Here is a 23,417-nt window from a genome sequence, read left to right as displayed (position 1 = left end):
CCTCTCACCTCCTACACTCCGGCAATGGTCAGTTTTCCGCCGTCTTCGATAAAAGCGAGTCTTCCGCCGTAAGTCAACTGCAGGTTGTGTGGAGTAAACACCTCTGCCGCCGGTCCGACAGCAATTTTCTGAACGTTGAGCATCAGCAGCCAATCAAAGTATTCGGTTACCGTCTGCAAATCATGATGCACAACAAGGACGGTTTTACCCTGTTTTTTCAACTCGTTTAACAGGGTAATGATCGCCTTTTCGGTGGCTGCGTCCACACCTGCAAACGGTTCATCCATGAAATAGATGGAGGCGTCCTGGGCCAGTGCCCTTGCCAGAAACACGCGTTGCTGCTGGCCTCCCGACAACTGGCTGATTTGCCTGCCGGCAAAATCCGCCATGCCGACCTTTTCCAGACAATCCATCGCAATTTCCTTATCGATCGCCCGCGGTCTCCGGAACCATCCGATATGGCCGTATCGTCCCATCAGTACCACATCAAACGCGTTCGTCGGAAAGTCCCAGTCCACCGATTCCCTTTGCGGAACATACCCGATCAATTTGCGCTGCGACCTGCAAGGCTTGCCGTAGATTTCCACCTGGCCGGAAACTGTCGGAACCAGTCCGAGAATGCCCTTGATCAGGGTAGATTTTCCAGCACCGTTCGGCCCGACAACGCCGATCAGCTTGCCTTCGGGGATGGTAAACTCTATATCTTTCAATACCGGTTTCCGATGGTAGGCAACAGTCAGGTTCTTGACGGAAACCGGGGGGTGTTCAAAACTATGCATACCGTGCACTCCTCCCTTTCTTTCCTTATTTCAAAGCAGCCACAATCGTATCCACATTATGTTTGACCATGCCGATATAGGTGCCTCCCTGGGTGCCGGGATCGCCCATGGCATCGGAGAACAGTTCTCCTCCCACCGTCACGATATGGTTCTTGGCTTTCGCTCCTTCCACAACCGCCTCAATCGCCCGTTTCGGCACGCTAGATTCGATAAACACCGCCTTGATCTTCCTTTGAACCAGCATGTCAACCAAATTCTGTACGTCTTGCAGTCCGTATTCCGAGTCGGTACTGATCCCCTGCAGACCCGTTACCTCCAGGTCGTAGGCTGTCCCGAAATATCCGAAGGCGTCGTGTGCGGTGACCAATACCCTTTGCTTTTTCGGGATCTGAGCCAATTGCTGCTTGGCATAAGCGTCCAGTTCTTCCAACTGTTTCAGGTATTGTTGAGTGTTCTTTTCAAAATCCGCCTTGCGGTCAGGAGCCACTTCAATTAGACCGTCCCGGACCCGTTCGACCGCCTTCATCCACAATTTCACGTCGAACCAGACATGCGGGTCATAATGGCCGGCAAAATCGGGCGGCTCCCGCAACTGGCTTTCCGGAATATATTCCGTAACGGCAATCGCCGGCTTTTCCCTGGACATTCGCACGAAGATGTCTGCCATTTTTCCCTCCAGGTTCAACCCGTTGTAGAAAATGATGTCCGCCTTCTTTAATTTGGCGATATCCCCTTGTGACGCTTTGTAAAGATGGGGATCGACACCCGGCCCCATTAAACCCTGCACCTCTACGTGCTCCCCTCCGACATTTTTCACGATGTCGCTGATCATGCCGGTGGTGGTCGTCACTTTGACTGTTCCCTCAATTGATTTTTTTGTGTTCCCCGCACCTGGCTGCGCATTTGCCCCGCAACCGGCCAGCACCAGGGCAAGCGTTAAGAGAAGCACTGCCTGAAAGACGATTATTTTCTTGAACATGCGCGCCATACGTTTCTCCCTCCGAATATCATTTTCTTCTTAACTAACTTAGTTTCAATAGGACAACTATATTTCCCTAAGGAAACTTTTTGTTTAAAAAAATTTTCCCAAAGATGGACGGGGTGAAAAAAGTTTCCCTTATACAAAAAAATTATATGAGAGAAGATGCAAAATGTCTACTGTTCGAACAAAAAAAGGACACCCTGCGGTGTCCCTTTATGCGGTCAGATACTTTTTCAGGCTGATTGCGCCAATCAAGACCGCAAGCAGCATAAGAACAATGGTTCCCCCGGGGGCAAGATCCAGATGAAATGAAAGCACAAGTCCGCTGATGATTCCAGTCAGGGCGATTCCGACGGCTGCGAAAACTAGATTTCGGAAGCTTCGGACGATCTGCATGGCTGCTGCAACTGGGATGACGATCAGAGAGGATACCAGCAGTACCCCGACGACACGAATGGAAACCGAGACAACCAACGCAGTCATCATCATGTACAAGGCGTTTAGCCCGGCGGTGCTTACACCGCGCAATTGGGCCTGTTCCTCATCAAACGAGAGTGCAAAAAGCCGCTTGTAGAAAATAGTCACAAACAGGATCGCCGCAACTGCTACCCCCGACATCACCTGTAAATCGGTCGCGCTTACCGCAATGATGCTGCCGAACAAATAGCTGAAAACATCCAGATTGAACCCTTTTCCCAACCCGATCAGAACAATCGCAATGGCAAGTCCGCCCGAAAGCACGATGGCGATGGAAATTTCGCCATAAGTCCGGTAAGCCTTCCGCAGCTGCTCGATAAACAGCGCCCCGATAAAGGCAAACAACATGGCTGTCAGAATCGGATATACCCCAATCAGCATCCCTGTTGCGACTCCGGCCAGAGAAACATGGGCCAAGGTATCCGCCACCAGTGACAATCTCCGGACAACCAGGAAAGACCCGATCAATGGGCACATAATCCCGATGAGACCTCCCGCCAGGAGCGCCCGGATCATAAAGTCATAGTCAAAAATCTCCAGCAAACCGTCCCTACTCCTTTGTCAGTGGTGATGGTGGACCAGCTTCACGTCATGACCGTACAGGCCGGACAAGTCGCCGCCCTCCATAAATTCCTGGGGGCTTCCATGGTAATGCAGGGTTTTGTTGATGCATGCCAGTTGTCCCACTTTGTTGCTGATGGTTCCAATGTCATGAGAGACAATCACCAAAGTGATCCCGTGCACTTTGTTCAGCCGGTCGAGTATATCATAAAACTGGCCCTGTGCCTCCGCATCGACTCCCTCTACGGGCTCGTCAAGAAGGATCAACTCGGGATCTCCGACGAGCGCTCTCGCGATAAATACGCGCTGCTGCTGACCGCCCGACAGATCTCCGATCCGGCGATCCGCAAACTCGCGCATTCCGACCAACTCAAGCGCCTCGGCCACCCTTCTTTTATTTTCTTTCCAACTCCACCAGGTTCCTTTTTTTCCGAGCAGGCCGGTTTCCACAACTTCCGTTACGGTAGCCGGAAATCGCGTGTTAAACGAGGCGGCTTTTTGTGACACGTAACCGATTTTGCTCCAGTCCTTAAACTCGGAAAGAGGCCGCCCGAATAACAAGACGTCCCCTCGAACGGGACGCAGCAGTCCCAGCATGAGTTTCAACGCAGTGGACTTGCCGGCGCCATTGGGACCGATTATTCCCAAAAATTCGCCTTCATGCACAACCAGATTCAAATCTTCAACAGCAGGCCGGTCCCCGTATTGGAAATACACATTTCTCAATTCAATGACAGGTGTTTGCGACATATTAACTCCCCAGAGCCGTTACCAGATTTTTCAGGTTTTCTCGCATCTTTGAAATATAATCCTCGCCCTTTTTCTGCTCTTCTTCCGTCAAACCCTCAATCGGATTCAGCACCAGCGTCTTGGCGCCAATTTCTTTTGCGACGGTTTCCGCCACCTTGGGGCTGACCAAAGTCTCGAAGAAGATGTATTTGACATCGTGTTCACGGGCTTCTTCCACGATTTCTTTCATCGCTTTCGGGCTTGGTTCCGCATCCGGGGCCAAGCCCATGATCGGAATCTGTTCAAGGCCGTAACGGTGTGTCAGATAACCAAACGCGGCGTGTGTGGTGACAACCTCTTTTTTCTTCGCCTTTGCCAGTTCCGTTTCAAATTCCTTGTGCAGCGCTTCCAGTTTGCCGGTATACTCTTTTGCGTTTGCTTCATATTTGTCTTTATTTTGGGCATCCGCTTTCCCCAATCCTTCCGCTATCGCCTGTACCTGCTTGATGGCGTTCAGCGGATCCAGCCAGAAGTGCGGGTCATATTCCCCGTGCCCCTGTTCATCTTTGTGTTCTTCTGTTTTCTCATTTTGGTGTTCATCTTTATGCTCGCTTTCATGCTCGTGCTCAAGGTCTCCCGCCTTCAGCAGTTCCACATTTTTACTGGTGTCTATGATCACAAGTTTAGACTTGTCAACACTTTCTAACACTTTCTCGATCCACGGCTCAAAGCCTGCTCCGTTATAGATAAAAACCTTTGCTTCAGAAACTTTTTTCATGTCTTTGGGGGTTGGCTCCCAATCGTGCGGGTCTACTCCCGGCGGCACGAGATTGGTCACCGTAATGTTTTCTTTTCCGACGTTTTTGGAAAAATCAGCCAAGGGATAGAAGCTAGTGATTACCTGAATCTTTTTTGCATCTTGTGACGCAGGATCCGGCTTTTGCGCCGGATTTGAACAGCCGGCACTCAACGCCAGCAATGCTCCAACTGCCAATGCGGTGCAGACTCTTGTCAAGAGCTTATTCACCTCAATTCCCCCCAAATCCTTTCTCAACTTAAATCGTAGTTTATCAGATTTACTACACAAGCTAGTATATAATGTGATGACAACTACGTCAACATAAATCGTAATAAATACGATTTGTTGTATGCAAAGAAATCCGAACCAGAAAGGAATTTTACCGGAACGACAAATATTGCAAGGTTACTTGGCCGGCTTACAGTCCGTACAATACCCATAAATTTCAAATTTATGTCCCGTAATGGTGAACTCGGCCGGTTCACCAAGCATCGCATCCAAAGGACATGATTTGATATGCCGGGCTTTCCCGCATGAAAGACAAATCAAGTGGTGGTGATGCTCGTCTGTCGAACAACGAAACCGGTAGATTCGTTCCCCGCCCAGCTCTGTCGCTTCCAGAATGCCCATATTTTCAAACAACGTAAGATTGCGGTAAATGGTATCATAACTAAGGCCCGGATAGTCTTCCTGCATGTATTCCAGAATGTCCTTGGCGGATAAATATCGCTTCTCACGGTCAAAGATGCGGATCATCTGTTCCCGTTTCCCCGTAAATTTATAACCTTCTTCTTTTAGCAATTGCAGAGCCTGCTCAACAGTCATCATCATTCACCCCTGCTGTCTATTATATCATTATCGCAGATGACCACTTCACTCATTCTTCTTTCATCCGTAAAAATTTCGATTTGCACAGATGCAAGCAGAAAAAACCTCATATCCCTCTTAAATAATAACAATTACGATTTGAAAGGAAAGTTGCAAGACATGTCTGCATAATCATTACAGACAACCCTTTGAGGAGGAAGTTAGATGGAACTGATTTATACAATTCCTGCAGCAGTTGGATTGGGAGCGCTGCATTCTCTGGAACCGGGACACGGAAAAGGGGTTTTGACCGCATACCTGATATCCTCGCGGGCAAGGACAAGGGACGCAATCTTACTGGGGATCATATCCGCAATCGCACATACGCTTTCCATCGTATTATTGGCATTTGCAGCGTCGTCAACTGTAAAGATTTTTGTTCAGGATCAAATGGTTGCCTGGATGCAACTGATCTCCGGATCCGTAATTTGTCTGATGGGGGGGAGAATCCTCCTTCAACAGGTACGACCGCGGGTAGTGGTGGTTGGAAAAATCGGACATCATCTTGACGACGATACCCAATTCCATCAAGAAACATGTACCCATCACCATCATCATGCGCACCATGGTCGTGAAACGCCATCTTCCCTGGCAAGGCTGTTTTCCATCGGATTTTTTACCGGCCTGATTCCCTGCCCCAGCGCCCTCGCCGTTTTACTCGCCGCCATCTCAGCCAATCAGATTCCCATGGGACTCGGATTGGTTGCCGCTTTCTCAATTGGCAGCGCCATTGCCATGAGTACATTGGGAATGGTGGTGGTCAGGGCGGAAGATTCCGTCAGGCAGCTTGAGAAATGGCGTGTGGCCAATGCTTTGACGTTTGTATCATCAATTCTCATTCTCTGTCTTGGCGGTTTCGTCTTCTACCATGCCCTGACCGGACTCGGTCTTTCCTAAATTCGGGACATAAAGAAAAAACACAATGGCAGTCTAGATTTTCTCAAAGGCCATTGTGTTTTTATTATTTCAGCTTACCTTGTCAATTCGGCTGGGCTGCAGGATGGGAACCGGCGATGAGTTTCTCTTTCCGGAAGAAGTAAAGATCTGTTTAAACACAATTTCGCCTTCAATTTCAACACTTTCCCCTATGTCCTGCGGGATTTGCGAACCGTCGCTCAGCATCGGAATAATCTTGATTTTGTCCCCGTTCACGAGGACTCCGTCATCGATCTCGATAAAAGCGATACAATTGACGTTGGTGTCCTCACTGTCAAAATAGGCTCTCTTTCTCACGATCTTGCCGGTGATCTTCAAGTCCTCTCCCCCTCCTTACTCTATTTATACAATTGTAATACAATTCAGTCAACGATATTTTTGTACTACAACACACAAACAAAAAACCTCGTCTCTATTATAACGAGGTTCGTCCAAATAGGCGAGAGTTAATCGTCTTCCTTTTCGTCATCATCATCGTGTTCTTCGTGTTTTTTCTCCTTCCCGTCTTGTTTCCCGTTCCCTTTGTGTTTGCCGTTGTCTTCATGTTTTTGTCGGGCTTTTGCTTCCGGATGGTCCGGTTCAAATTCGATTTCTCTGCCGTCAACCGTCTCCATTTCAAACTCTACAAGAGCGAATACCGCCTTGTTGTTCACTTTGGTGCCCGGATTCGCCATAATTTGCTGAAGCGTGCCCAACAAATCCCAACGATTCAACAGATTGTTCATAAGATCCCGTGCTTTGTCCCCCGACAGATGCACCTTGACAGATCCGATCTCGCCATTCAGGCGCGGGGTGCCGTTTCCCTCCACATGGTATTCCAGTTTCAATTCCCCTTGGTCGGTCTTCGCTTTCATATGCAGCTTACGGATGGTGTCCATCGACAGTGTCTGGTTGGCTGTTGTTTGGGCAACCGCTTGAACGGTATCAGATTGCCGGGATTGCGATTGTTCATTGCTTACCAGAAACGGATTCGGAATTTCTTCCAGATTCGATGTCGTTTGTTCGGTGGTGACAACCGCTTCGGGCTGTACTTTCTCAATTGTAATCGATGCCCTGCTGATCGGTTTCTCATTGGCAAAGGCATACAGGGAGGTGGCGAATACAAGCGGTGTTCCGATTAGTGCGATCTTGATCCATTTGTGCATTTGATCCTCTCCTTTTCCCAATCTCCCCAAAAGGTTTCCTCATGCAATAGAATACGGCGGATGAAAGTTCTAAATGTCCGTCGAAACTGGACTCCGAATCGAAACATTGATACGATATTCGTTGGCAGAATGGGGGAGAAGGTAAATGAATCGAACAAATTCAGAACGTTGTTATGAAGAAGCTTTGAAGTACATAGTCGGGGGCGTCAATTCTCCGTCGCGGGCTTTTAAGGCAGTCGGCGGCGGTGCTCCCGTATTTATGGAACGGGGAAAAGGGGCTTACTTCTGGGATGTGGACGGGAACCGGTACATTGATTATCTGGCCGCCTACGGACCTTTGATTCACGGCCACGGTCACCCGCACATCGCCAAAGCCATTGCCAAGACGGCGGAAAACGGGGTATTGTATGGAACTCCCACGACCCTTGAAATTGACTTTGCCAAAATGCTGCAGAAAGCAATCCCGTCCCTGGAAAAAATCCGCTTCGTCAATTCCGGTACGGAGGCGGTCATGACGACGATCCGTGTGGCCCGCGCCTATACCCAACGGGACAAGATCATCAAGTTTGCAGGCTGCTACCACGGACACTCCGACCTGGTGCTGGTTGCAGCAGGATCGGGCCCCTCTACGCTGGGGATTCCTGATTCGGCCGGGATTCCGCAATCGATTGCCAACGAGGTGATCACCGTTCCGTTTAATGACCTGAACGGACTGGAACAGGCGCTTCACTATTGGGGAAAGGAAGTGGCTGCTGTCCTGGTGGAGCCGATTGTTGGGAATTTCGGCATGGTGCACCCCGAACCGGGCTTCCTGGAAGGGATCAATGAACTGGCACACAAACACGGAGCGCTTGTCATCTACGACGAGGTGATCACCGCCTTTCGCTTTCACTACGGCGGGGCGCAGGATCTGCTGAAAGTGTATCCGGACATGACGGCTCTCGGGAAAATCATTGGGGGAGGACTGCCAATCGGAGCTTACGGAGGACGGCAGGACATTATGGAGAAAGTCGCCCCCCTCGGCCCGGCATACCAGGCAGGTACGATGGCCGGGAACCCGGCATCCATTTCCGCCGGGATCGCGTGTCTGGAAGCGTTGCAGGAACCTGGAACCTATGAACGGCTGGATGAGCTGGGAAGACGACTGGAAGAGGGTCTGCGGGAAGCGGCCCGCTCACATGGATATCCCGTCACGATCAATCGGATCAAGGGTGCTCTCACTGTGTATTTTGGCAGAACCGAGCCGGTGCGGAACTACGAGGATGCCCAGTCAACAGACGGTGAACTGTTCGGCCGCTTTTTCAAGCTGATGCTGGAGGAAGGAGTCTGCCTGGCACCCTCCAAGTATGAAGCCTGGTTTATCTCCACCGCCCACTCGCGTGAAGACATTGAATATACGATTGAAGCGGCGGAGCGGGCGTTTGCGAAGCTGCCGGACTAGTTCAATTGCAAATGCAGGGGGCTACCCCCAAAGGGTAAACTCAGAATAGGACAGTCCCAAAATCTTAATAATGAAGCCTCCAAAACCACTGCTAAACTGGAGTCGGAGGCTTCGTTTGCTTATGAATTCAACTTTCGCAGCCTAAATTGGCAGACACCCCTTGATATCACTGGGTAAACTCGAAATCAATTACTGTTGCTTTCATGTGGCATTAAACCGTTTGTGCGTTTCAAGAATTACCCTACATTTCTCAAAAACGGTTCACAAAGGTCGGTGGGACTTCTCCAAACCGAATTTCTAGTTCACATAATGTATCTGCTGGTGAGATAAGGCTGATTGTCAGCCTTATTTTTGATTTTTTGATTGTCGCTTCAAGAATAGAACTGATTTTCAGCCTTATTCGGGTGAGTTTCGAGGTGTATAGGCAAAAAATAGTAAATAGGACTGAAAAACAGTCCTATTTTGGGGAGTACCTTTGTTTGGACAAAAATAAGCCTGAAATGCAGTCCTATTTTTTCTTACCTTTGCAAGTGGCAGAATTAGTTATTGGTAAAGTAAAGTCTTCCAGGTGCCCGCACAGAATGCAAACCCGCCACATATGGTGAAGTACCGGGCACAAGCCCACAAATACTTCACAGGACGGGATGCATATGGGTGTTGAACTGCTTGCTCTGCATTGGGTCTATTTGTTGTTCATCCTGCTCATCATCGGTGTCATGGTCATGCGGCGGGACACCAGCCTTGTCTGCATCATCGGCATATTCGTCATTTCGGTTATGACAACCGGGTCTTTAGGCAAATCGGTCGGCAGTGTGTTCAACAGTTTTATTTTTGCCATTACCGAACTATTGTCCACGATTCTGGTAATCTGCATCATTGTAGCGATGAGCCGGGTGTTGACCGATTCGGGAATTAACGAAGTCATGATCAGACCTGTGGCAAGACTCATCCGCTCCCCCGGTCTGGCCTATTGGGTGATCGGCATCCTAATGATGGTGATTTCCTGGTTCTTCTGGCCATCCCCCGGGGTCGCTTTGATTGGAGCCGTTTTGCTGCCGGTCGCCCTGCGGATGGGACTTCCCGCTTTGGGAATAGCCATGGCCATGAATCTGTTCGGACATGGCATTGCGCTGTCAGGAGATTTTGTAATTCAAGGCGCTCCCACGATCACCTCGAAAGCGGCCGGCATTCCGGTGGGCGATGTGATATCTGCCAGCGTTCCTCTTGTTTTTGTTATGGGGGTTGTAACCACCATTGTCGCTTTCTGGTTTTTGCGCAAAGACATGAAATCCGGGGCTCTCACCGTCGATCAGAATCAACTGGCGGAGTTGGGCAATCAACAGAGGGAAGCGGCCGGCGGGTATGTCAAACTGATGGCCGTTCTGGTTCCCATCCTTTTCTTGTTGGATGTCATTGCCATGATCATGCTTGACCTGAAAGGCGGCGACGCTACAGCCCTGTTGGGCGGTACGGCCATCTTCATTCTGATCCTGTCCACTTTGCTACATTACAAGGAAAATCGTCTGGAGAAAATCACCCAGTACATGATTCAGGGGTTTGAATTTGGTTTCAAAGTGTTCGGCCCCGTCATTCCGATTGCCGCCTTTTTCTATCTTGGGGACTCGGGATTCAAGGAAATACTGGGCGATTACCTGCCGAAAGAGTCGCACGGCATCGTCAATGATCTTGGGGTTGCCTTGGCAAACTCCGTTCCCCTGTCTCCTGCCATCGGAGCTGTTACCCTGACAACTGTCGGAGCGATTACCGGTCTGGACGGTTCCGGTTTCTCAGGGGTGTCACTGGCAGGATCCATTGCCAAACTGTTCGGAACTGCCATCGATGCCAGTATCGCCACCTTGACCGCTCTGGGTCAAATCGCAGCCATCTGGGTGGGCGGAGGCACTCTGGTCCCCTGGGCCCTGATTCCGGCAGCTGCCATATGCGGTGTCGACCCGTTTGAACTGGCCCGCCGCAACCTGATCCCTGTCGTGATTGGACTCCTTGTCACAACCTTGTTTGCGATGTTCCTAATCTAGATGCATCCCAGTAGAAACGGAAGGAGGCACTCCATCAGGAGAGAGCCTCCCTATTTCCAGTTCCCGACCGGTTAGCTTTCATACACCACTTTCCCCGTATCCCGGCAACTGTAGCCTCCAAGATCCTCCACCTGCCGGCGGAACCTTTCTGAAGTCATCACCGACAGAAGAAGTTGGCCTGCTTCACTCTCATAAAACTCCCGGGTCATCAACAAATCGTACCGTTCTTCGGCAACAGGGACAAAACCCAGCTGAAACGCTTTTGCCGCAGACAGGATTCCCAACCCGCAATCGGCGGTGCCGCCTGCAACTGCCGCCGCCACGCTTAGATGAGAGAAGTCTTCCCTATTATATCCGTAAACATCTTCCGGCTTCATGCCGGCCTGTTTCAACAGATAATCAAACAGCAACCGGGTTCCTGCCCCCCGCTGGCGGTTGATGTACGTCAGTCCGTCCCGCTTCAGATCCTCAATCTTCTGAATCCCCAATGGATTGCCTGACGGAACAATCCATCCCTGCTGCCGGTACACCAAATTCACCAACACATACGGCACATCCCGAAGATATTGATTCACAAACGGAATATTGTACTCCCCTGTATTCTCGTCAAACAGATGGACACCTGCCGCATGCGCCTCCCCCTTGCGAATCGCCAGGATGCCGCCCATACTTCCCACGTGGGCGGAAGACATAAACCGGTCAGGAGCCGCTTTGTGAATGGCCGTTGCCAACAAGTCCAACGTCATGTCATGACTGCCGGCGAACACCATGGTGTTCTCGATTTGTTCAAGGGGCCGGTAAAGTTCAATATCCACCTCTTCCCCCTGTTCATAGCCAAGACTGGTGGTAGGAATCCGGAGCAATCCGTCGGCCCGCACCATCGACATGGTTACACCTGCCGCCCGCGTAAGCGGATTGGCAATAAACTTGCCTCTGACAGCCCCGATCGTCATCCGAACAAAATCTTCCGCCCCCATCACGGAAACCACCCGTCTGCCAAGGGTGGCCTTGATATTGGTCCTGACAGGTTCGGACAGGCCCAGGTATTTGTAAACCAGCGGACGGGCAAACCACTCCAGAGCCAGATAGGCGGACACCGGATACCCCGGAAGCCCGATCACGGGCTTGCCCTTGACTTGGCCAATCACGACCGGCTTGCCCGGACGCGTGGCCACTCCGTGCATCATAACCTCTCCCAATTCCTGGATCACGTGAACGGTGAAATCTTCCGAACCGGCGGAAGAACCGGCGTTCATCAGCACAAAATCGGAAGTCTCCACCGCTTCCAATACCGCTTCCTTGATCTTGACGTAATTGTCTTCCACAATCCCCTTGTACACCGGTTCCGCTCCCCAAGTCTGCAGATAGGAAGCAAAGACGGTACCGTTAAATTCGGGAATTTCCCCTCGTTCAATCTTCTTCTTCGGATACACCAGTTCGGTACCGGTAGGGATAATGGCCGCTTTTGGCCTGGAAATTACGGGCACTTCCACAACTCCACCCGCAAGCATTGCTCCCAAATCCACCGGGCGCAGCACATGATGGGCAGGCAGAATCAATTCGCCGGCCACCACATCTTCGCCAATCTGGCGGATATGCTGCCAGGGACTCGCCGGTTCGATGATTTCGTAGGTGTCCTCATCAATCATGTGGACATTCTCAATCATGATCACCGCATCAAATTGTTCCGGGATCGGGTCTCCCGTGTCAATCACCTGGAAATCTGTTCCCCTTCGTAGTTTGAGCGGATTCTTCTCATGCGCCGAATAGGTGGAACTGGCTTTCACCGCAATTCCGTCCATTGCGGAAGCATGATAATTGGGCATTGAGACCTCGGCAAAAATCGGTTCCGCCGTAACCCGTCCCAATGCATCCACTGTTGAAATCCATTCTGTCCGTGGCAGAAACTCAACAGCATCCAGGAGTCTCTTCTGAGCGACAGCCAGCGGCGTGTCCTCCAGATAAATCTTCCTCTTCACTGACAATCCCCCGTTCCCCTGCAAAACAGTTTACTTCCACCCATTCGCCCTGCAGCAATCCTTCCTTGGGCCCCGGAATCTCAATCACGCCGTGACTTTCAGTCAAAGTCGAAACCAGACCCGACTTCCCAAATACGGGCACCGCCCATACTTCCCCGTCCCGTTTTTCCAAACGAACCCGAACATAATCGGAACGCCCCACCGCCGATGGCAGATTCCGGCTCAGCCGGGCACGTATGCGAGGATCAAAGGGATGGGGAGTCCGATCATACAGCCTGTTGACAATCCGCCTAACAACCAGGTCAAAGATGACCAAAGCCGACGCCGGGTGACCCGGCAGTCCGACGACTGGCTTTCGCCCCGCTTTGGCAAGAATGGTTGGTTTCCCCGGCTTGACAGAAATCCCATGCACGAGGATACCCGGTTCCCCCAGTTCTTGCATCACCTGCACGGTATAATCCCTTGTCCCGACTGAACTTCCTCCCGACATGATCAACATGTCCACTTTTTCAAAAAGGGCCTTTGCACGCGCCAGGTACTCCTCGTACTGATCCTTGACAATCCCGCCATAGATCACTTCCGCCCCCATGCTGTTCAAGGAAGCTCCTATGGCAACCGTGTTGATGTCGCGGATCTCCCCCGGTTTCAACTGTTTCGTTTCGGGCGGCACGATTTCATCACCGGTGGATAGAATTCCGACAACCGGTTTTGCGAACACTTTGACCCGGGATACCCCGACTGCCGCCATCAACCCCAAATCCTGCGGTTCCAACCGATGACCGCGGGATAGGATCAATTGTCCTGCACGCACATCTTCCCCCCGGCGAATTACATTCTCCCCGGGGGCCACTTGCTTGTATACGTTGAGCAGGGCTCCAACCTCTTCCGCATGTTCAATCATAACAACCGCATCCGCACCGTCCGGCATCATACCGCCCGTCGGAATATATTTCGCCTGGCCTGCTCCAACCGAGCCTGCCTCTCCGCCCATCTCAACCACACCTGTCAGGTCAAGGAAGGAAGGCATCGATTCGTTGGCGCCATAGGTCTCTTGTGCACGAACTGCATACCCGTCCACCGTTGAACGGTCAAAACCCGGGACATCTTCCGCTGCCCGAACATCTTCCGCCAACACACGTCCAAATGCTTCATACAATGCCACTTCCTCGAAGCGCTCCAAAGGCTCATACGTTTCCTCAATCAACCTGAGAACGTCCCGGGTTTCATGAACCTGGAAAAACTTCACGCTTTCTCCCTCCCTCCGAGAGCCATTTCAATACCTGTTGATAATCTTCCGGATTGTTCATGTTGAAGAACACTTGCCCAATATTTATATGATTGGGGAAATCGGCTTCCGTAACCTGTTTGACACGCAAACTGTCCAGCAAATAAATCATTCGCAGCTTACTTGAGAGCAGCATCTCTTCAATCGGATTGGCGCAGCGCTTGTGATAAACGGCAAACAAAGGATGCAGTTGCCCGCCTATAACAGGCACCACCGCATCAAATCCCGTTGGTTCTTCGTTAGCTGAACGGTCAGCGCCCGCCAATTCCATCAGGAAAAGCCCGACTTCTGCCGTAACCATCGGCATATCACAGGCAACAACAAGATTCCAATCGCAAGGGGAGGCTTGCAGCCCCACTTGAATCCCGGCCAGAGGACCCAGGCCCGGATGACGATCTCCCACCATCGTCTCCCCCAGGAACCGATAAGATTCAGGCTCGTTGGTGACAACGACGAAATGGGGAGAGGCTCCCCTTTCATCCGGTGCAGGCACAAGAGAACGGAGCTGATCGCGGATATGTTCAATATTTGGTTTGCCAAGGATCGGGAGCAAAGCTTTGTTTGTCCCCATGCGGCTGGATTTGCCGCCTGCCAGGAGGACAACCCCGTATTGGCTGGCAAGGTTTGTTTTACTGGAGTGTACCATCCGGTTTTCCGCCTTTGTAATATCCGTTTTCCACCGCGAACAAATCCAGGTGGGTGGTGGACAGATCATCCAGAAGCAGCATCGCGGGCGGCGATGGCTGCAGTTTGTTCGACACCTTCACATAGTTTTTGCATACCTCGCAAACATCGATCTGGTATTGGGCTCCCGTTTTGGGATCTTCCATCATGAAGGTTTCCAGTTTTTCATGATCATTATTGCCGCATGCGGGACAGGCAATCCGTTTAAAAGGCCAGTCCCCGCCACAGGAAGTGCATCGCAAGTAGCGGAACCGCTCCGTGTCCCGAATCTCGGCCAGAGCAGGGGTATCTCCACAGAACGGGCAATACCCGTGCTGCCATTTTTCCAGCAGAAACGCTTTGTCCGGAACCAGAGCGGATCCGTAACTATGCAAAGTTGGCAGCAAACTGTATTGGATGAGGACCGAGAGAAGATCCTGCGGCAGGTCTTGTCCCAGAGTCACCCGGGTAAACGGTTCAAGATCCCCTTTGATCCACCCACGAAGTACTTGTTCAAGATGGGCGTCGGAAAGTCCTTTTTCCCATTTCTTAAATTTCTTTCTTGCGTCACCCGTTCCCGCCCAATCGGTCAACTCCCGGAAGAGGGCGACAGCGTAACGCAGTTCCACCTGGTCTTCCTTTCCTTCCAGCAAAGGGGTTCCGGCCTCCAGCTTGGCTAAAACTTCTTCCTTTTCAATGGAAAACGGCGTAATTTTGGGAACGTGTTTTTCCATTCGTTCCACCAGATCCGTATGTACTTTCGCGATGTCTTTGTATTGTCTGTCCTTGTCAATCAATTGCCGCCAGCGTTTTTTTACGCTTTCTACAACGTTTGATTTGGCCGCCATGGAAAGCACCACCTTTCCTTGTTCATTGTAACCTATTTTCGCGTAAAAAAGAGGGGGGTGAACTTCCGTCCACCACCCTCCTTACATATTAAATCAGAAACCGTAATATCCGGATTGCGGGCCCATGACCACCACGTAACGCAGGAAGTAACAGCCAACGATCACCAGGCAACTGCTGACAAAAGCCGTACGTTGTCCCAAGATATTAGGCTTCCACTTGAGCAGCAGCGGGACCAGCAGTCCGAGAACCACCACTCCTCCCCAAAGCAGCACACCATACAGACCGGTTGCCACTTTGGACGCCCAGGTTCCGAGCGACACCACAAAAACAATCAGTACCACAAGCTCAAAGAGAATCATGTACTTGTCTGCTTTTTCAAGCTTATAGCGGTATTCGCTCAACTCGCTTTGCTTCGGTGTCATCAGAACCATCAGGGCCATCCCCGCAGACATCCCGGACGCCAAGAACAGAACGGGAATCAGCGGACTTGCCGCCCAACCGGGAAGCTGGGAGGTGTTAGCCAAGACCCCGGTATAAGTAGCCAGGTAGAAGGCGGTAAAAATTCCCCAGATCAGGAAGAACTTCGATACGGGTCCTTCATGAAGAAAATTAGCCACTTTTACAAGCAGGGGAACCTTGACTTTCCCCATTTTTACCAGAGCGTAGAGGAAACCGGCCGCCGCAAAACCGCCGAATCCTCCCAATACCCATCCACCGAGAGACATTGGGGAATGCAGCTTCAACATGGGACTGGATTCACGCCAGTACCAAAGCATGTTCAGAAAACGCTCAGGACGATCCAGGTCAATGATCAGCAGGAATCCGCAAACAAAGATCAACGGAAGACCCACAAGATAGCCCCTGATGGCACCCTGCAAATCGGACTTGGAGCCTGCTAGCTGGGCAATGGCAGCGGTAATGTAGGTTCCCGCCGCGATCCCCGCAAAGAAGAAGTACCACACGATCTCCCAGTGCCAGGAAGGGGAGGTCAGTTGATGCGTAAAATAATCATATGGATTGACAGGCATCTTGTTCTCCTCCTTACATGACCTGAGATTGGTCTTTGTCAGAATCAACCGGTTTGCTGACCATCCGCTTGCTGCGGAACGCCAGCAAAGCCAGTACACCGGCTGCCACCATCCCCGCAATGGAGAACATGTAGCTCTTCATCATGTTCTTTTGCGGCAACTGCGGATTGGTCGGCAATCCATAAACTTCGGGCTTTTCCAGCAACAGATAGAACACGTTCAAACCGTTAAGAATATCGGATTTGCCGTAGATTTGCGCCTTGTTGTACCCCATGTTCTTGAGCAGCTTCTCACGATCTTCCGCCAGCTGCATCAGTTGCGGAACTTCCCCGAACTGGATACAGTCAGTCGGACATGCTTGAGCACATGCAGGCTGCTGGCCGACCTGCAGACGGTCGTAGCACAAAGTGCATTTTTGCGCGGTACCCGAAATGTGGCTGATCTCGATGACACCGAACGGACAGCCTGTAATACAGTAACGGCATCCGATGCAAGTGTCCTGATCGATATATACCGTGTCAAATTCGGTGCGGATAATCGCGTTTGTCGGGCAAACTTCCATACATCCCGCCAGTTGACAGTGTTTGCAGGAGTCGCTGAGGAAGAGCCATCTGGAATCGGAACGATCCTCGCTGAACAATTCGACAAACTTTACATGTCTCCAGTTTGTATCCGACAAGTGGCCGGTATTGTCATAGCTGATACCGGTAAGCCCGATTTCCTGTTCCATCGGAAGCCCGTTCCACTCTTTGCATGCAACCTGACAGGCTTTGCAACCGTGGCAAGTTGAAGTGTCAATTAACATCCCCATTGATTTTTCCACCACCGATTACACCCCCTGTTTGAGACGGCCTTTACGGACATTGACCGTAAACGCTTTGGATTCGTGAATGGTTACGTTCGGGTCACCCACCATCAGTGTCAATTCGTTGGAAGCGGCACCTTTGGCTACACCGGCATATCCGTAGTGAATCGGCATCGCCACCTGGTGAATCACCTTATCGCCCATCTTGAACGGTTGAACCCTGCGGGTTACCAACGCTTTCACTTCAATCTTGCCGCGTTCCGTTTCCACGGTTACCCATTCGCCGTTGGCAACGTTTAACTGGCTTGCCAATTCCGGACTCATTTCCAGGAATGCTTCCGGCTGCAATTCAGCCAGCCATGGCAGCCAACGGGACATAGGACCTGACAGATGATGCTCTGTAAGTCTGTTTGTGGTCATGACATACGGATACTTCTCGTTTCCGATGCCATGCACCTTGTTTTTGTCAACATTGAAGTAGATGGTACACGGGTTGTGCTGCTGTTTGTAAAGCGGGTTTGCAACCGGAGTATCAACCGGTTCGTAGTGTGTCGGCAGCGGCCCGTCGGCCAATGCTCCAAACAACTGAATTCGTCCTTCCGGATGCATGATAAAAGGTTCGCTTCCGGAGTGGAAGTCCATACCGATTCCATCATCTTTGGCTTTTGCGGTTGGTGCCTTGGTAGCAGGGAAGTCAGGCACATCGAGACCTGTCCATTTTTTCTGTGCTTCGTCCCACCATACCAATTTCTTGCGTTCCGACCACGGACGTCCCTCCGGATCGGCAGATGCGCGGTTGTAAAGCACGTGGCGGTTTGCCGGCCAGCAGAAGCCCCAATCAAGTGACATGTACTTGTCACCTTTGCGGCTCTTCCCTTTGTTGGTGTGTTCATCAGGCATTACGCCGGTGTAAATCCACGCGCCACAAGCGGTGGAACCGTCATCCTTCAAATCAACGAAAGACTTGAGCGGCTTGCCATCCTTCACGGTATAACCATTTATTTCCTTAACAATCGCATGCTCATTGGGCTCATGAATCTTCCAGCCGTCATTCGGATTCGGCTCATAATGTTCCCAGGTCATGTTCTTAATCAGGAAATCACGCTCAAGGGTGCTGTCTTTGTACAGTTCCTTGAGTTTTTTGCCCAATTGGTACGTGAAGAAAGAGTCAGAGCGTGCGTCACCGGGCGGATCTGCCGCTTTCTCCTTGGACTGCCACATCCGGTTGGTGTTGGTAAAGCTGCCTTCCGTTTCGGCAAACACCGCAGTCGGCATAAAGAAGATCTCGGTTTTGATATCCTGCGGCTTCACTTCGCCGTTCACCACTTCCGGCGCCTGCTGCCAGAAGGTTGCAGTTTCCGTCAGGAACGGATCGCACACTACCAGCCAGTCAAGTTTCCCCATGGCTTTCCGGTGGAACTCAGCGTTCTGACCGCCCGCCGCCGGGTTCTGACCCATCACAAAGAATCCTTTAACCACACCGTCATACATGTCTTTAAACATGTTGTAATGGGAGTGGTTCTTGATTCGCTTGGGCAGGTAGTTATACGCAAAGTCGTTTTCCTTGGTGGCTGCATCCCCATACCAGGCCTTCATCAAGCTGATGAAGTACTTCGGATAGTTGACCCACCAGCCAGTGGGCTTTGACTGTGCTTTGAGATAATCCTCCAAGGTGTCGTGCTTCGCGGTAATGATGGGCAGCGGCAGATAACCGGGCAGATTGTCCCACAGGGTGGAAATATCTGTCGCCCCTTGTACGTTTGCGTGTCCACGCAGAGCCAGAATACCGCCTCCGGGACGTCCCATGTTTCCAAGCAAGCTTTGCAGGATTCCGCCGGCGCGAATCATCTGTACACCTACCGTATGCTGGGTCCATCCCATGGCATAGCAGAAAGCGGTGGTGCGATCACGGCCCGAATTCTTTGCAATGGTTTCCGCCACCATCAGGAACTTTTCTTTCGGAGTCCCGCACATTTTCTCCACCAGTTCAGGTGTGTAACGGGAATAGTGACGCTTGAGAATCTGGAACACGCAGCGCGGATGCTGCAGCGTCGGATCCATTTTCGGACGGCCTTTTTTGGTGGCATAAGCAATCTTATCGGACAGCGTCTTGGGTTCTGTTGCAGGAAGTTTTACCTCTTCCCGTTCAAATTCCCAAGTCTTCTGATCGTAAGTTCTTTTCTCGGGATTGAATCCGGAGAACAGACCGTCCAGATCTTCCGTATCCTTGAAGTTTTCGTTCACGATAAACGGAGCGTTGGTGTAGTTCACCACGTATTCCTTAAAGTATTTGTCATTGGAGATTACGTAGTTGATCAACGCGCCAAGGAACACGATGTCCGAACCGGAACGCATCGGCACATAGTCGGTGGCCATGGCCGAGGTACGCGTAAAGCGGGGGTCAATGTGAATTACCCGCGCACCTTTGTCGCGTGCCTGAATTACCCAGCGGAACCCAACAGGGTGGTTCTCCGCAAAGTTCGATCCCATAATGACAATACAATCACTCTCCGCCATATCACGCGGAGTTGTCGTAGCGCCGCCACGACCAAAGCTGGTGCCCAGACCGGGCACTGTGGAGCTGTGTCAAATACGAGCCTGATTTTCAATATTTACCACGCCGAGTGAGCGCATCAATTTCGCCCACAGATAGTTCCACTCGTTTTCCATGGTAGAGCCGCCAAGCGCGGCAATTCCAGGAGTCATATTGACCTTCTTGCCCTCGTAGGTCTCAACGAATGTCTTGTCACGTGTTTCTTTTACACGTTTGGCGATTTGTTCATAAGCCCAGTCAAGCGGCTTTTCTTCCCACTTGGTTGCTCCCGGCGCACGATACAGCACCTTCTTCTGACGATGTTCGTTGTGCACCAATTGAAACGCAGCAGCGCCTTTCGGGCAGAGAGACCCGAGGTTCACAGGGCTGTCGGGGTTCCCTTCGATATTGATGATTTGCCCTGTTTTCTCGTCGGAGGTGATAATCATTCCGCAACCTACGGAACAGTAAGGGCACACACTGGGATACTGTTTTCCCTTTTTGGCATTCAGCTTGATGCTGTTAACGCGCGCCTGAACCGGTTTAACGTCAAGTCCTCCGATCGAAGCGACCGTCAGTCCAGCAGCAGCCACGCCTGTGCGCTTAAGAAACTCGCGGCGTGAAATTGCCATTCGACCTTCTCCTTCCCCTTTGAAAAATATATAATTTTATATTTTTATATAAAAATGTTCGAAAAGTCCTAGGATGGATGAATGATTCCTCTCGAACATTTTTAAACACTTATACGTGAACCTGTGTCTCTGAAGACGGACAGATAACCCGCGATCCCTCGGTAAAAATCTGGATCATTTGCCCACGGACATACCCTATCACTTCAATGCCAAGCCGGGAGGCCAAACGCACTGCCTGGTCGGTTGCAGCAGTACGGGATACCACCATGCTGGCTCCGAAGCGGGCCACTTTCGCAACCATCTCATAGGAGATGCGGCCGGTGGTCATCACCGCCAAACCGGTCGGGTCGAGCCCCATTTTCAAAGCAACGCCCAAAGCCTTGTCAACCGCATTGTGGCGACCGATGTCTTCCCTTACGATCAGCGGACCAAGAGTGGAAGCAACCATTGCTGCGTGCATGCCGCCGGTTTCCTGATAGAGTGCCGCTTCTTTGTACATATGGCGCATGGAGTTCACCAGAAACTCCTGGGTAACGACTATACCGGGCGATACAGGTTTCAACGAGAAGGCATCCCGTACAGATGAGAAAGTAACACCTTTACCGCAACCGGAAGTAAGAAATCGTTTTCTTTCTTCAGCAGATTGACGCTTCACTCCACCTTCGATCTCGGCCCAGATTAGGCCTTGAGATTCATCGATGACAATCTTTTTCACTTCATCAGGTCGAGTGATCATACCTTCGCCAAACAAAAAACCAACCGTCCAATCTTCCAAATGAACAGGTGTCAATTGGATCGTCAGGAGTTCTTCGTCGTTCACATGCAGGGTTACAGGGAACTCAACCGGCGTTCCTTTTTTTCCTAGTCCCAACGATTCCAACCCCTTTCTGAAATAAAAAATAGCAAAGAACACGTTTATGTAGCGGCTGGGTGTCCTGCTGCACATGGTTAAGAAAAATGTTAAGAAAGTGTTAACATTTCGTTTTATGCTAAGTATACTATGAAAATCCATCGGGATGTCAAACATTTTTACACTTTTCAAAGGAGGATGTTTAAATTTGTCAAAAGTTTTGTCCAGACTGTGTCTTGGATTTTCCGATTCAAGCACTTATAATAGGCTAGATGAAAGGGGCTGGAACCATGATTCGGCAACAAACGCGTGTGGATCAGTTTCTCGAACGGTTTGAGACAATCGGGAACAGCATCTCATTCTATCTTCTCTTATTGGTCATCGGACTTGGCATATGGATTCTGACACCGCTTGCTCCCGAGTGGAAACCGGATGCAAGGGCATTCGGCCTCGCGGCTCTGATTTTGGCAGGGCTAACCATGATACATGGGGCCCTGTGGTTTGTCCTGACAAGGGATTCCTTTAGACTTCCCAAACGGGTCCGTGCAGTTTTGGCTACGGCTATCCGTTTCCTGCGTCCCTTGCATTTTATGACCGGACTGGTGGCACTGGGCATCGTATTGATTCATGCTTATGCGTTCCTAAAATCCGACTATGTATGGGACCGTTTCTCGATTACCGGACTGATCGCCATGATCATTCTCTTCATTCTGGCAATTGACGGTATCGGGCTGATTGCGAGTCCGCTCCTCAGCCGGATTGTCCATCGCTGGATCGCACTCGGCTTTGTAATTGCCTTGGCTGTCCACCTTTGGATGGTGCTGTAAGCAACCCCCGTGGTAAAGAAAAACGCCTGAGATTGTCTCAGGCGTTTTTGATTTCATCTTTCTTGGGTTCGGTTGCTGCATTGGCCGACTGGTTCTTGGCCGCTTGATCCTGTTTTGGTTCGGGAACCGGTTCGGATTTCTCTTCTTTGTCACCATCCACAAGCCCTTTGGTTGCGTCTTTGAATTCCCGAAGCGTTCGGCCGAAAGCTCGTCCAAGCTCAGGCAGTTTGCTGGGTCCAAAAATGATCAGCGCGATAACCAAGATGAGAATCAGGCCGGGAATACCAATCTGTTGGAACATAACGCTTCCTCCAAGTCATTAATTTGCGTCCATATGCGCCAATTATATACCAACCCGTCAAGAATGAACAGCCATTAGCCCATATAACCGGGCCGTTCAATCTCTTTCCGAAGGAATGCAATTTCTTCCTTGTAGCGCCCTTCCGGAGTTTCCAGGATCAGGGGCATATCTTGCAGCAATTCATGGTAAACGATACGGAACATGGCTTCCGCTCCAATAGAACCCAGCCCGATATTCTCGTGACGGTCTTTTCTGGATCCAAAGGGTGTCTTCGAATCGTTGATATGGAACACTTTCAGCTTGTCCAGGCCGATGATATCGTCAAACTTTTGCATAACTCCATCAAAATCATTGACAATGTCATATCCGTACGAATATAGATGACAGGTATCGGCACATACGCCCAGGCGATCCTTGTGCTTTACCAGGGACATAATTTCGGCAATCTCCTCAAAGCTGTTCCCCACCTTTGATCCATCACCGGCCATGGTTTCCAGGCAAACGAACACATCCTCTTCCCCAGTAAGGATCTCGTTCAAACCTTCCGCAATCCGCTTGATCCCGAAGTCAACTCCTTCTCCCACATGAGCTCCCGGATGAAACACGATATATTGGATGCCCAGGTAAGAAGTGCGCCGGATGTCCTCACGAAGAAGTTCAACTCCGTATTCCCACGTATCGGGAACGGGGGAGGCCAGGTTGATCAGATAAGGGGCATGTACAACGGGATCGACAATTCCATGTTCATTCATGATCGACAAAGCTTCGTCACGATTAAAGTCTTCAATCGGTCTTGCCTTGCCGCCACGGTTAGAACGGGTGTAGATCATGAAAGTGTTGGCATTATAGGAAATGGTTTCTTCCACCGCAGCCAGCATACCGGTCTTGGCAATGGATACGTTCGCACCAATCT

General features: G+C 50.8%; 23 protein-coding genes. 4 read left to right on the top strand and 19 right to left on the bottom strand.

Going from position 1 to position 23,417, the window contains the following annotated elements; genetic code table 11:
• Nucleotides 1-11: 11 nt before the first annotated feature.
• From EFBL_RS08290 to EFBL_RS08265, 6 genes are all read right to left on the bottom strand, one after another.
• Nucleotides 12-779: a metal ABC transporter ATP-binding protein gene (locus EFBL_RS08290; protein ID WP_096181676.1), complete on the bottom strand. Its 768-nt coding sequence runs from the start codon at nt 777-779 to the stop codon at nt 12-14.
• A 25-nt stretch (nt 780-804) separates the two neighbouring features.
• Complete coding sequence (locus EFBL_RS08285) at nt 805-1,767, bottom strand: metal ABC transporter solute-binding protein, Zn/Mn family (RefSeq protein WP_269432685.1); 963 nt, start codon at nt 1,765-1,767, stop codon at nt 805-807.
• A 207-nt stretch (nt 1,768-1,974) separates the two neighbouring features.
• Nucleotides 1,975-2,781, bottom strand: coding sequence for a metal ABC transporter permease (locus tag EFBL_RS08280; RefSeq protein WP_096181675.1), 807 nt, complete (start codon nt 2,779-2,781; stop codon nt 1,975-1,977).
• Nucleotides 2,782-2,799: 18 nt separating this feature from the next.
• Complete coding sequence (locus EFBL_RS08275; RefSeq protein ID WP_096181674.1) at nt 2,800-3,549, bottom strand: metal ABC transporter ATP-binding protein; 750 nt, start codon at nt 3,547-3,549, stop codon at nt 2,800-2,802.
• A 1-nt stretch (nt 3,550) separates the two neighbouring features.
• Nucleotides 3,551-4,555, bottom strand: coding sequence for a metal ABC transporter substrate-binding protein (locus EFBL_RS08270; protein WP_096181673.1), 1,005 nt, complete (start codon nt 4,553-4,555; stop codon nt 3,551-3,553).
• Between the two features lie 177 nt (nt 4,556-4,732).
• Entirely contained in the window at nt 4,733-5,152 is a 420-nt protein-coding gene (locus EFBL_RS08265; protein ID WP_096181672.1) for a Fur family transcriptional regulator, read from the bottom strand.
• 207 nt (nt 5,153-5,359) lie between these two features.
• Between EFBL_RS08265 and EFBL_RS08260 the strand changes: the two genes are divergently transcribed.
• A complete protein-coding gene (locus EFBL_RS08260) occupies nt 5,360-6,091 on the top strand; it encodes a HoxN/HupN/NixA family nickel/cobalt transporter (RefSeq protein ID WP_096181671.1) in 732 nt (243 codons plus the stop codon).
• Nucleotides 6,092-6,160: 69 nt separating this feature from the next.
• Here EFBL_RS08260 and EFBL_RS08255 read toward each other — a convergent pair whose 3' ends face one another.
• Together EFBL_RS08255 and EFBL_RS08250 are read right to left on the bottom strand one after the other, a co-directional pair.
• A complete protein-coding gene (locus EFBL_RS08255; protein WP_096181670.1) occupies nt 6,161-6,448 on the bottom strand; it encodes a hypothetical protein in 288 nt (95 codons plus the stop codon).
• Between the two features lie 128 nt (nt 6,449-6,576).
• Nucleotides 6,577-7,275, bottom strand: coding sequence for a hypothetical protein (locus EFBL_RS08250; protein ID WP_096181669.1), 699 nt, complete (start codon nt 7,273-7,275; stop codon nt 6,577-6,579).
• A 145-nt stretch (nt 7,276-7,420) separates the two neighbouring features.
• On the opposite strand from EFBL_RS08250, the gene EFBL_RS08245 reads away from it, so the two are divergent.
• On the top strand, nt 7,421-8,716 hold the full coding sequence (locus tag EFBL_RS08245) for a glutamate-1-semialdehyde 2,1-aminomutase (RefSeq protein WP_096181668.1): 1,296 nt from the start codon (nt 7,421-7,423) through the stop codon (nt 8,714-8,716).
• A gap of 650 nt (nt 8,717-9,366) precedes the next feature.
• On the top strand, nt 9,367-10,752 hold the full coding sequence (locus EFBL_RS08240) for a hypothetical protein (RefSeq protein WP_096181667.1): 1,386 nt from the start codon (nt 9,367-9,369) through the stop codon (nt 10,750-10,752).
• A 71-nt stretch (nt 10,753-10,823) separates the two neighbouring features.
• Here the strand turns inward: EFBL_RS08240 and EFBL_RS08235 are convergent, their stop codons facing one another.
• From EFBL_RS08235 to fdhD, 9 genes are all read right to left on the bottom strand, one after another.
• The gene (locus EFBL_RS08235) at nt 10,824-12,731 is read right to left on the bottom strand and encodes a molybdopterin biosynthesis protein (protein WP_096181666.1); all 1,908 of its coding nucleotides are present in this window, start codon (nt 12,729-12,731) and stop codon (nt 10,824-10,826) included.
• Nucleotides 12,661-13,977 carry a molybdopterin molybdotransferase MoeA gene (locus EFBL_RS08230; RefSeq protein ID WP_096181665.1) on the bottom strand — a complete coding sequence of 439 codons (1,317 nt, stop codon included), beginning with the start codon at nt 13,975-13,977 and terminating at the stop codon, nt 12,661-12,663. Before EFBL_RS08230 ends, EFBL_RS08235 begins: the two co-directional genes overlap by 71 nt.
• Complete coding sequence (mobA, locus tag EFBL_RS08225; protein ID WP_096181664.1) at nt 13,955-14,662, bottom strand: molybdenum cofactor guanylyltransferase; 708 nt, start codon at nt 14,660-14,662, stop codon at nt 13,955-13,957. The genes EFBL_RS08230 and mobA overlap by 23 nt, the downstream gene beginning before the upstream one ends.
• Nucleotides 14,646-15,527 (bottom strand): formate dehydrogenase accessory protein FdhE, encoded by an 882-nt coding sequence (locus EFBL_RS08220; protein ID WP_096181663.1) that lies wholly within the window; start codon nt 15,525-15,527, stop codon nt 14,646-14,648. The genes mobA and EFBL_RS08220 overlap by 17 nt, the downstream gene beginning before the upstream one ends.
• A 93-nt stretch (nt 15,528-15,620) precedes the next feature.
• The gene (gene nrfD / locus EFBL_RS08215; RefSeq protein ID WP_096181662.1) at nt 15,621-16,556 is read right to left on the bottom strand and encodes an NrfD/PsrC family molybdoenzyme membrane anchor subunit; all 936 of its coding nucleotides are present in this window, start codon (nt 16,554-16,556) and stop codon (nt 15,621-15,623) included.
• Nucleotides 16,557-16,569: 13 nt separating this feature from the next.
• Complete coding sequence (locus tag EFBL_RS08210; protein WP_231705724.1) at nt 16,570-17,382, bottom strand: 4Fe-4S dicluster domain-containing protein; 813 nt, start codon at nt 17,380-17,382, stop codon at nt 16,570-16,572.
• A 3-nt stretch (nt 17,383-17,385) separates the two neighbouring features.
• Nucleotides 17,386-19,935, bottom strand: a complete 2,550-nt coding sequence (fdnG, locus tag EFBL_RS08205; protein ID WP_149029948.1) for a formate dehydrogenase-N subunit alpha — start codon at nt 19,933-19,935, stop codon at nt 17,386-17,388.
• A 12-nt stretch (nt 19,936-19,947) separates the two neighbouring features.
• Entirely contained in the window at nt 19,948-20,526 is a 579-nt protein-coding gene (locus tag EFBL_RS22120; protein ID WP_149029947.1) for a twin-arginine translocation signal domain-containing protein, read from the bottom strand.
• 109 nt (nt 20,527-20,635) lie between these two features.
• Nucleotides 20,636-21,397 (bottom strand): formate dehydrogenase accessory sulfurtransferase FdhD, encoded by a 762-nt coding sequence (gene fdhD / locus EFBL_RS08200; RefSeq protein ID WP_165912676.1) that lies wholly within the window; start codon nt 21,395-21,397, stop codon nt 20,636-20,638.
• Nucleotides 21,398-21,666: 269 nt separating this feature from the next.
• Between fdhD and EFBL_RS08195 the strand changes: the two genes are divergently transcribed.
• On the top strand, nt 21,667-22,203 hold the full coding sequence (locus EFBL_RS08195) for a hypothetical protein (protein ID WP_096181659.1): 537 nt from the start codon (nt 21,667-21,669) through the stop codon (nt 22,201-22,203).
• Between the two features lie 37 nt (nt 22,204-22,240).
• On the opposite strand, the gene EFBL_RS08190 is transcribed toward EFBL_RS08195, so the two are convergent.
• The gene (locus EFBL_RS08190; protein ID WP_096181658.1) at nt 22,241-22,504 is read right to left on the bottom strand and encodes a twin-arginine translocase TatA/TatE family subunit; all 264 of its coding nucleotides are present in this window, start codon (nt 22,502-22,504) and stop codon (nt 22,241-22,243) included.
• Nucleotides 22,505-22,578: 74 nt separating this feature from the next.
• Entirely contained in the window at nt 22,579-23,415 is an 837-nt protein-coding gene (locus EFBL_RS08185; protein WP_231705723.1) for a deoxyribonuclease IV, read from the bottom strand.
• Nucleotides 23,416-23,417: the final 2 nt, after the last annotated feature.

The organism is Effusibacillus lacus, from assembly GCF_002335525.1.
GTDB lineage: Bacteria > Bacillota > Bacilli > Tumebacillales > Effusibacillaceae > Effusibacillus > Effusibacillus lacus.
This window is presented reverse-complemented; position numbering and strand designations above follow the sequence as displayed.

Bases quoted from the DNA above. Each gene is read 5' to 3' on its own strand.
- EFBL_RS08290 (WP_096181676.1), bottom strand. From the start codon at position 779: ATGCATAGTTTTGAACACCCCCCGGTTTCCGTCAAGAACCTGACTGTT.
- EFBL_RS08285 (WP_269432685.1), bottom strand. From the start codon at position 1,767: ATGGCGCGCATGTTCAAGAAAATAATCGTCTTTCAGGCAGTGCTTCTC.
- EFBL_RS08275 (WP_096181674.1), bottom strand. From the start codon at position 3,549: ATGTCGCAAACACCTGTCATTGAATTGAGAAATGTGTATTTCCAATAC.
- EFBL_RS08265 (WP_096181672.1), bottom strand. From the start codon at position 5,152: ATGACTGTTGAGCAGGCTCTGCAATTGCTAAAAGAAGAAGGTTATAAA.
- EFBL_RS08260 (WP_096181671.1), top strand. From the start codon at position 5,360: ATGGAACTGATTTATACAATTCCTGCAGCAGTTGGATTGGGAGCGCTG.
- EFBL_RS08250 (WP_096181669.1), bottom strand. From the start codon at position 7,275: ATGCACAAATGGATCAAGATCGCACTAATCGGAACACCGCTTGTATTC.
- EFBL_RS08245 (WP_096181668.1), top strand. From the start codon at position 7,421: ATGAATCGAACAAATTCAGAACGTTGTTATGAAGAAGCTTTGAAGTAC.
- EFBL_RS08240 (WP_096181667.1), top strand. From the start codon at position 9,367: ATGGGTGTTGAACTGCTTGCTCTGCATTGGGTCTATTTGTTGTTCATC.
- mobA (WP_096181664.1), bottom strand. From the start codon at position 14,662: ATGGTACACTCCAGTAAAACAAACCTTGCCAGCCAATACGGGGTTGTC.
- EFBL_RS08220 (WP_096181663.1), bottom strand. From the start codon at position 15,527: ATGGCGGCCAAATCAAACGTTGTAGAAAGCGTAAAAAAACGCTGGCGG.
- nrfD (WP_096181662.1), bottom strand. From the start codon at position 16,556: ATGCCTGTCAATCCATATGATTATTTTACGCATCAACTGACCTCCCCT.
- EFBL_RS22120 (WP_149029947.1), bottom strand. From the start codon at position 20,526: ATGGCAATTTCACGCCGCGAGTTTCTTAAGCGCACAGGCGTGGCTGCT.
- EFBL_RS08195 (WP_096181659.1), top strand. From the start codon at position 21,667: ATGATTCGGCAACAAACGCGTGTGGATCAGTTTCTCGAACGGTTTGAG.
- EFBL_RS08190 (WP_096181658.1), bottom strand. From the start codon at position 22,504: ATGTTCCAACAGATTGGTATTCCCGGCCTGATTCTCATCTTGGTTATC.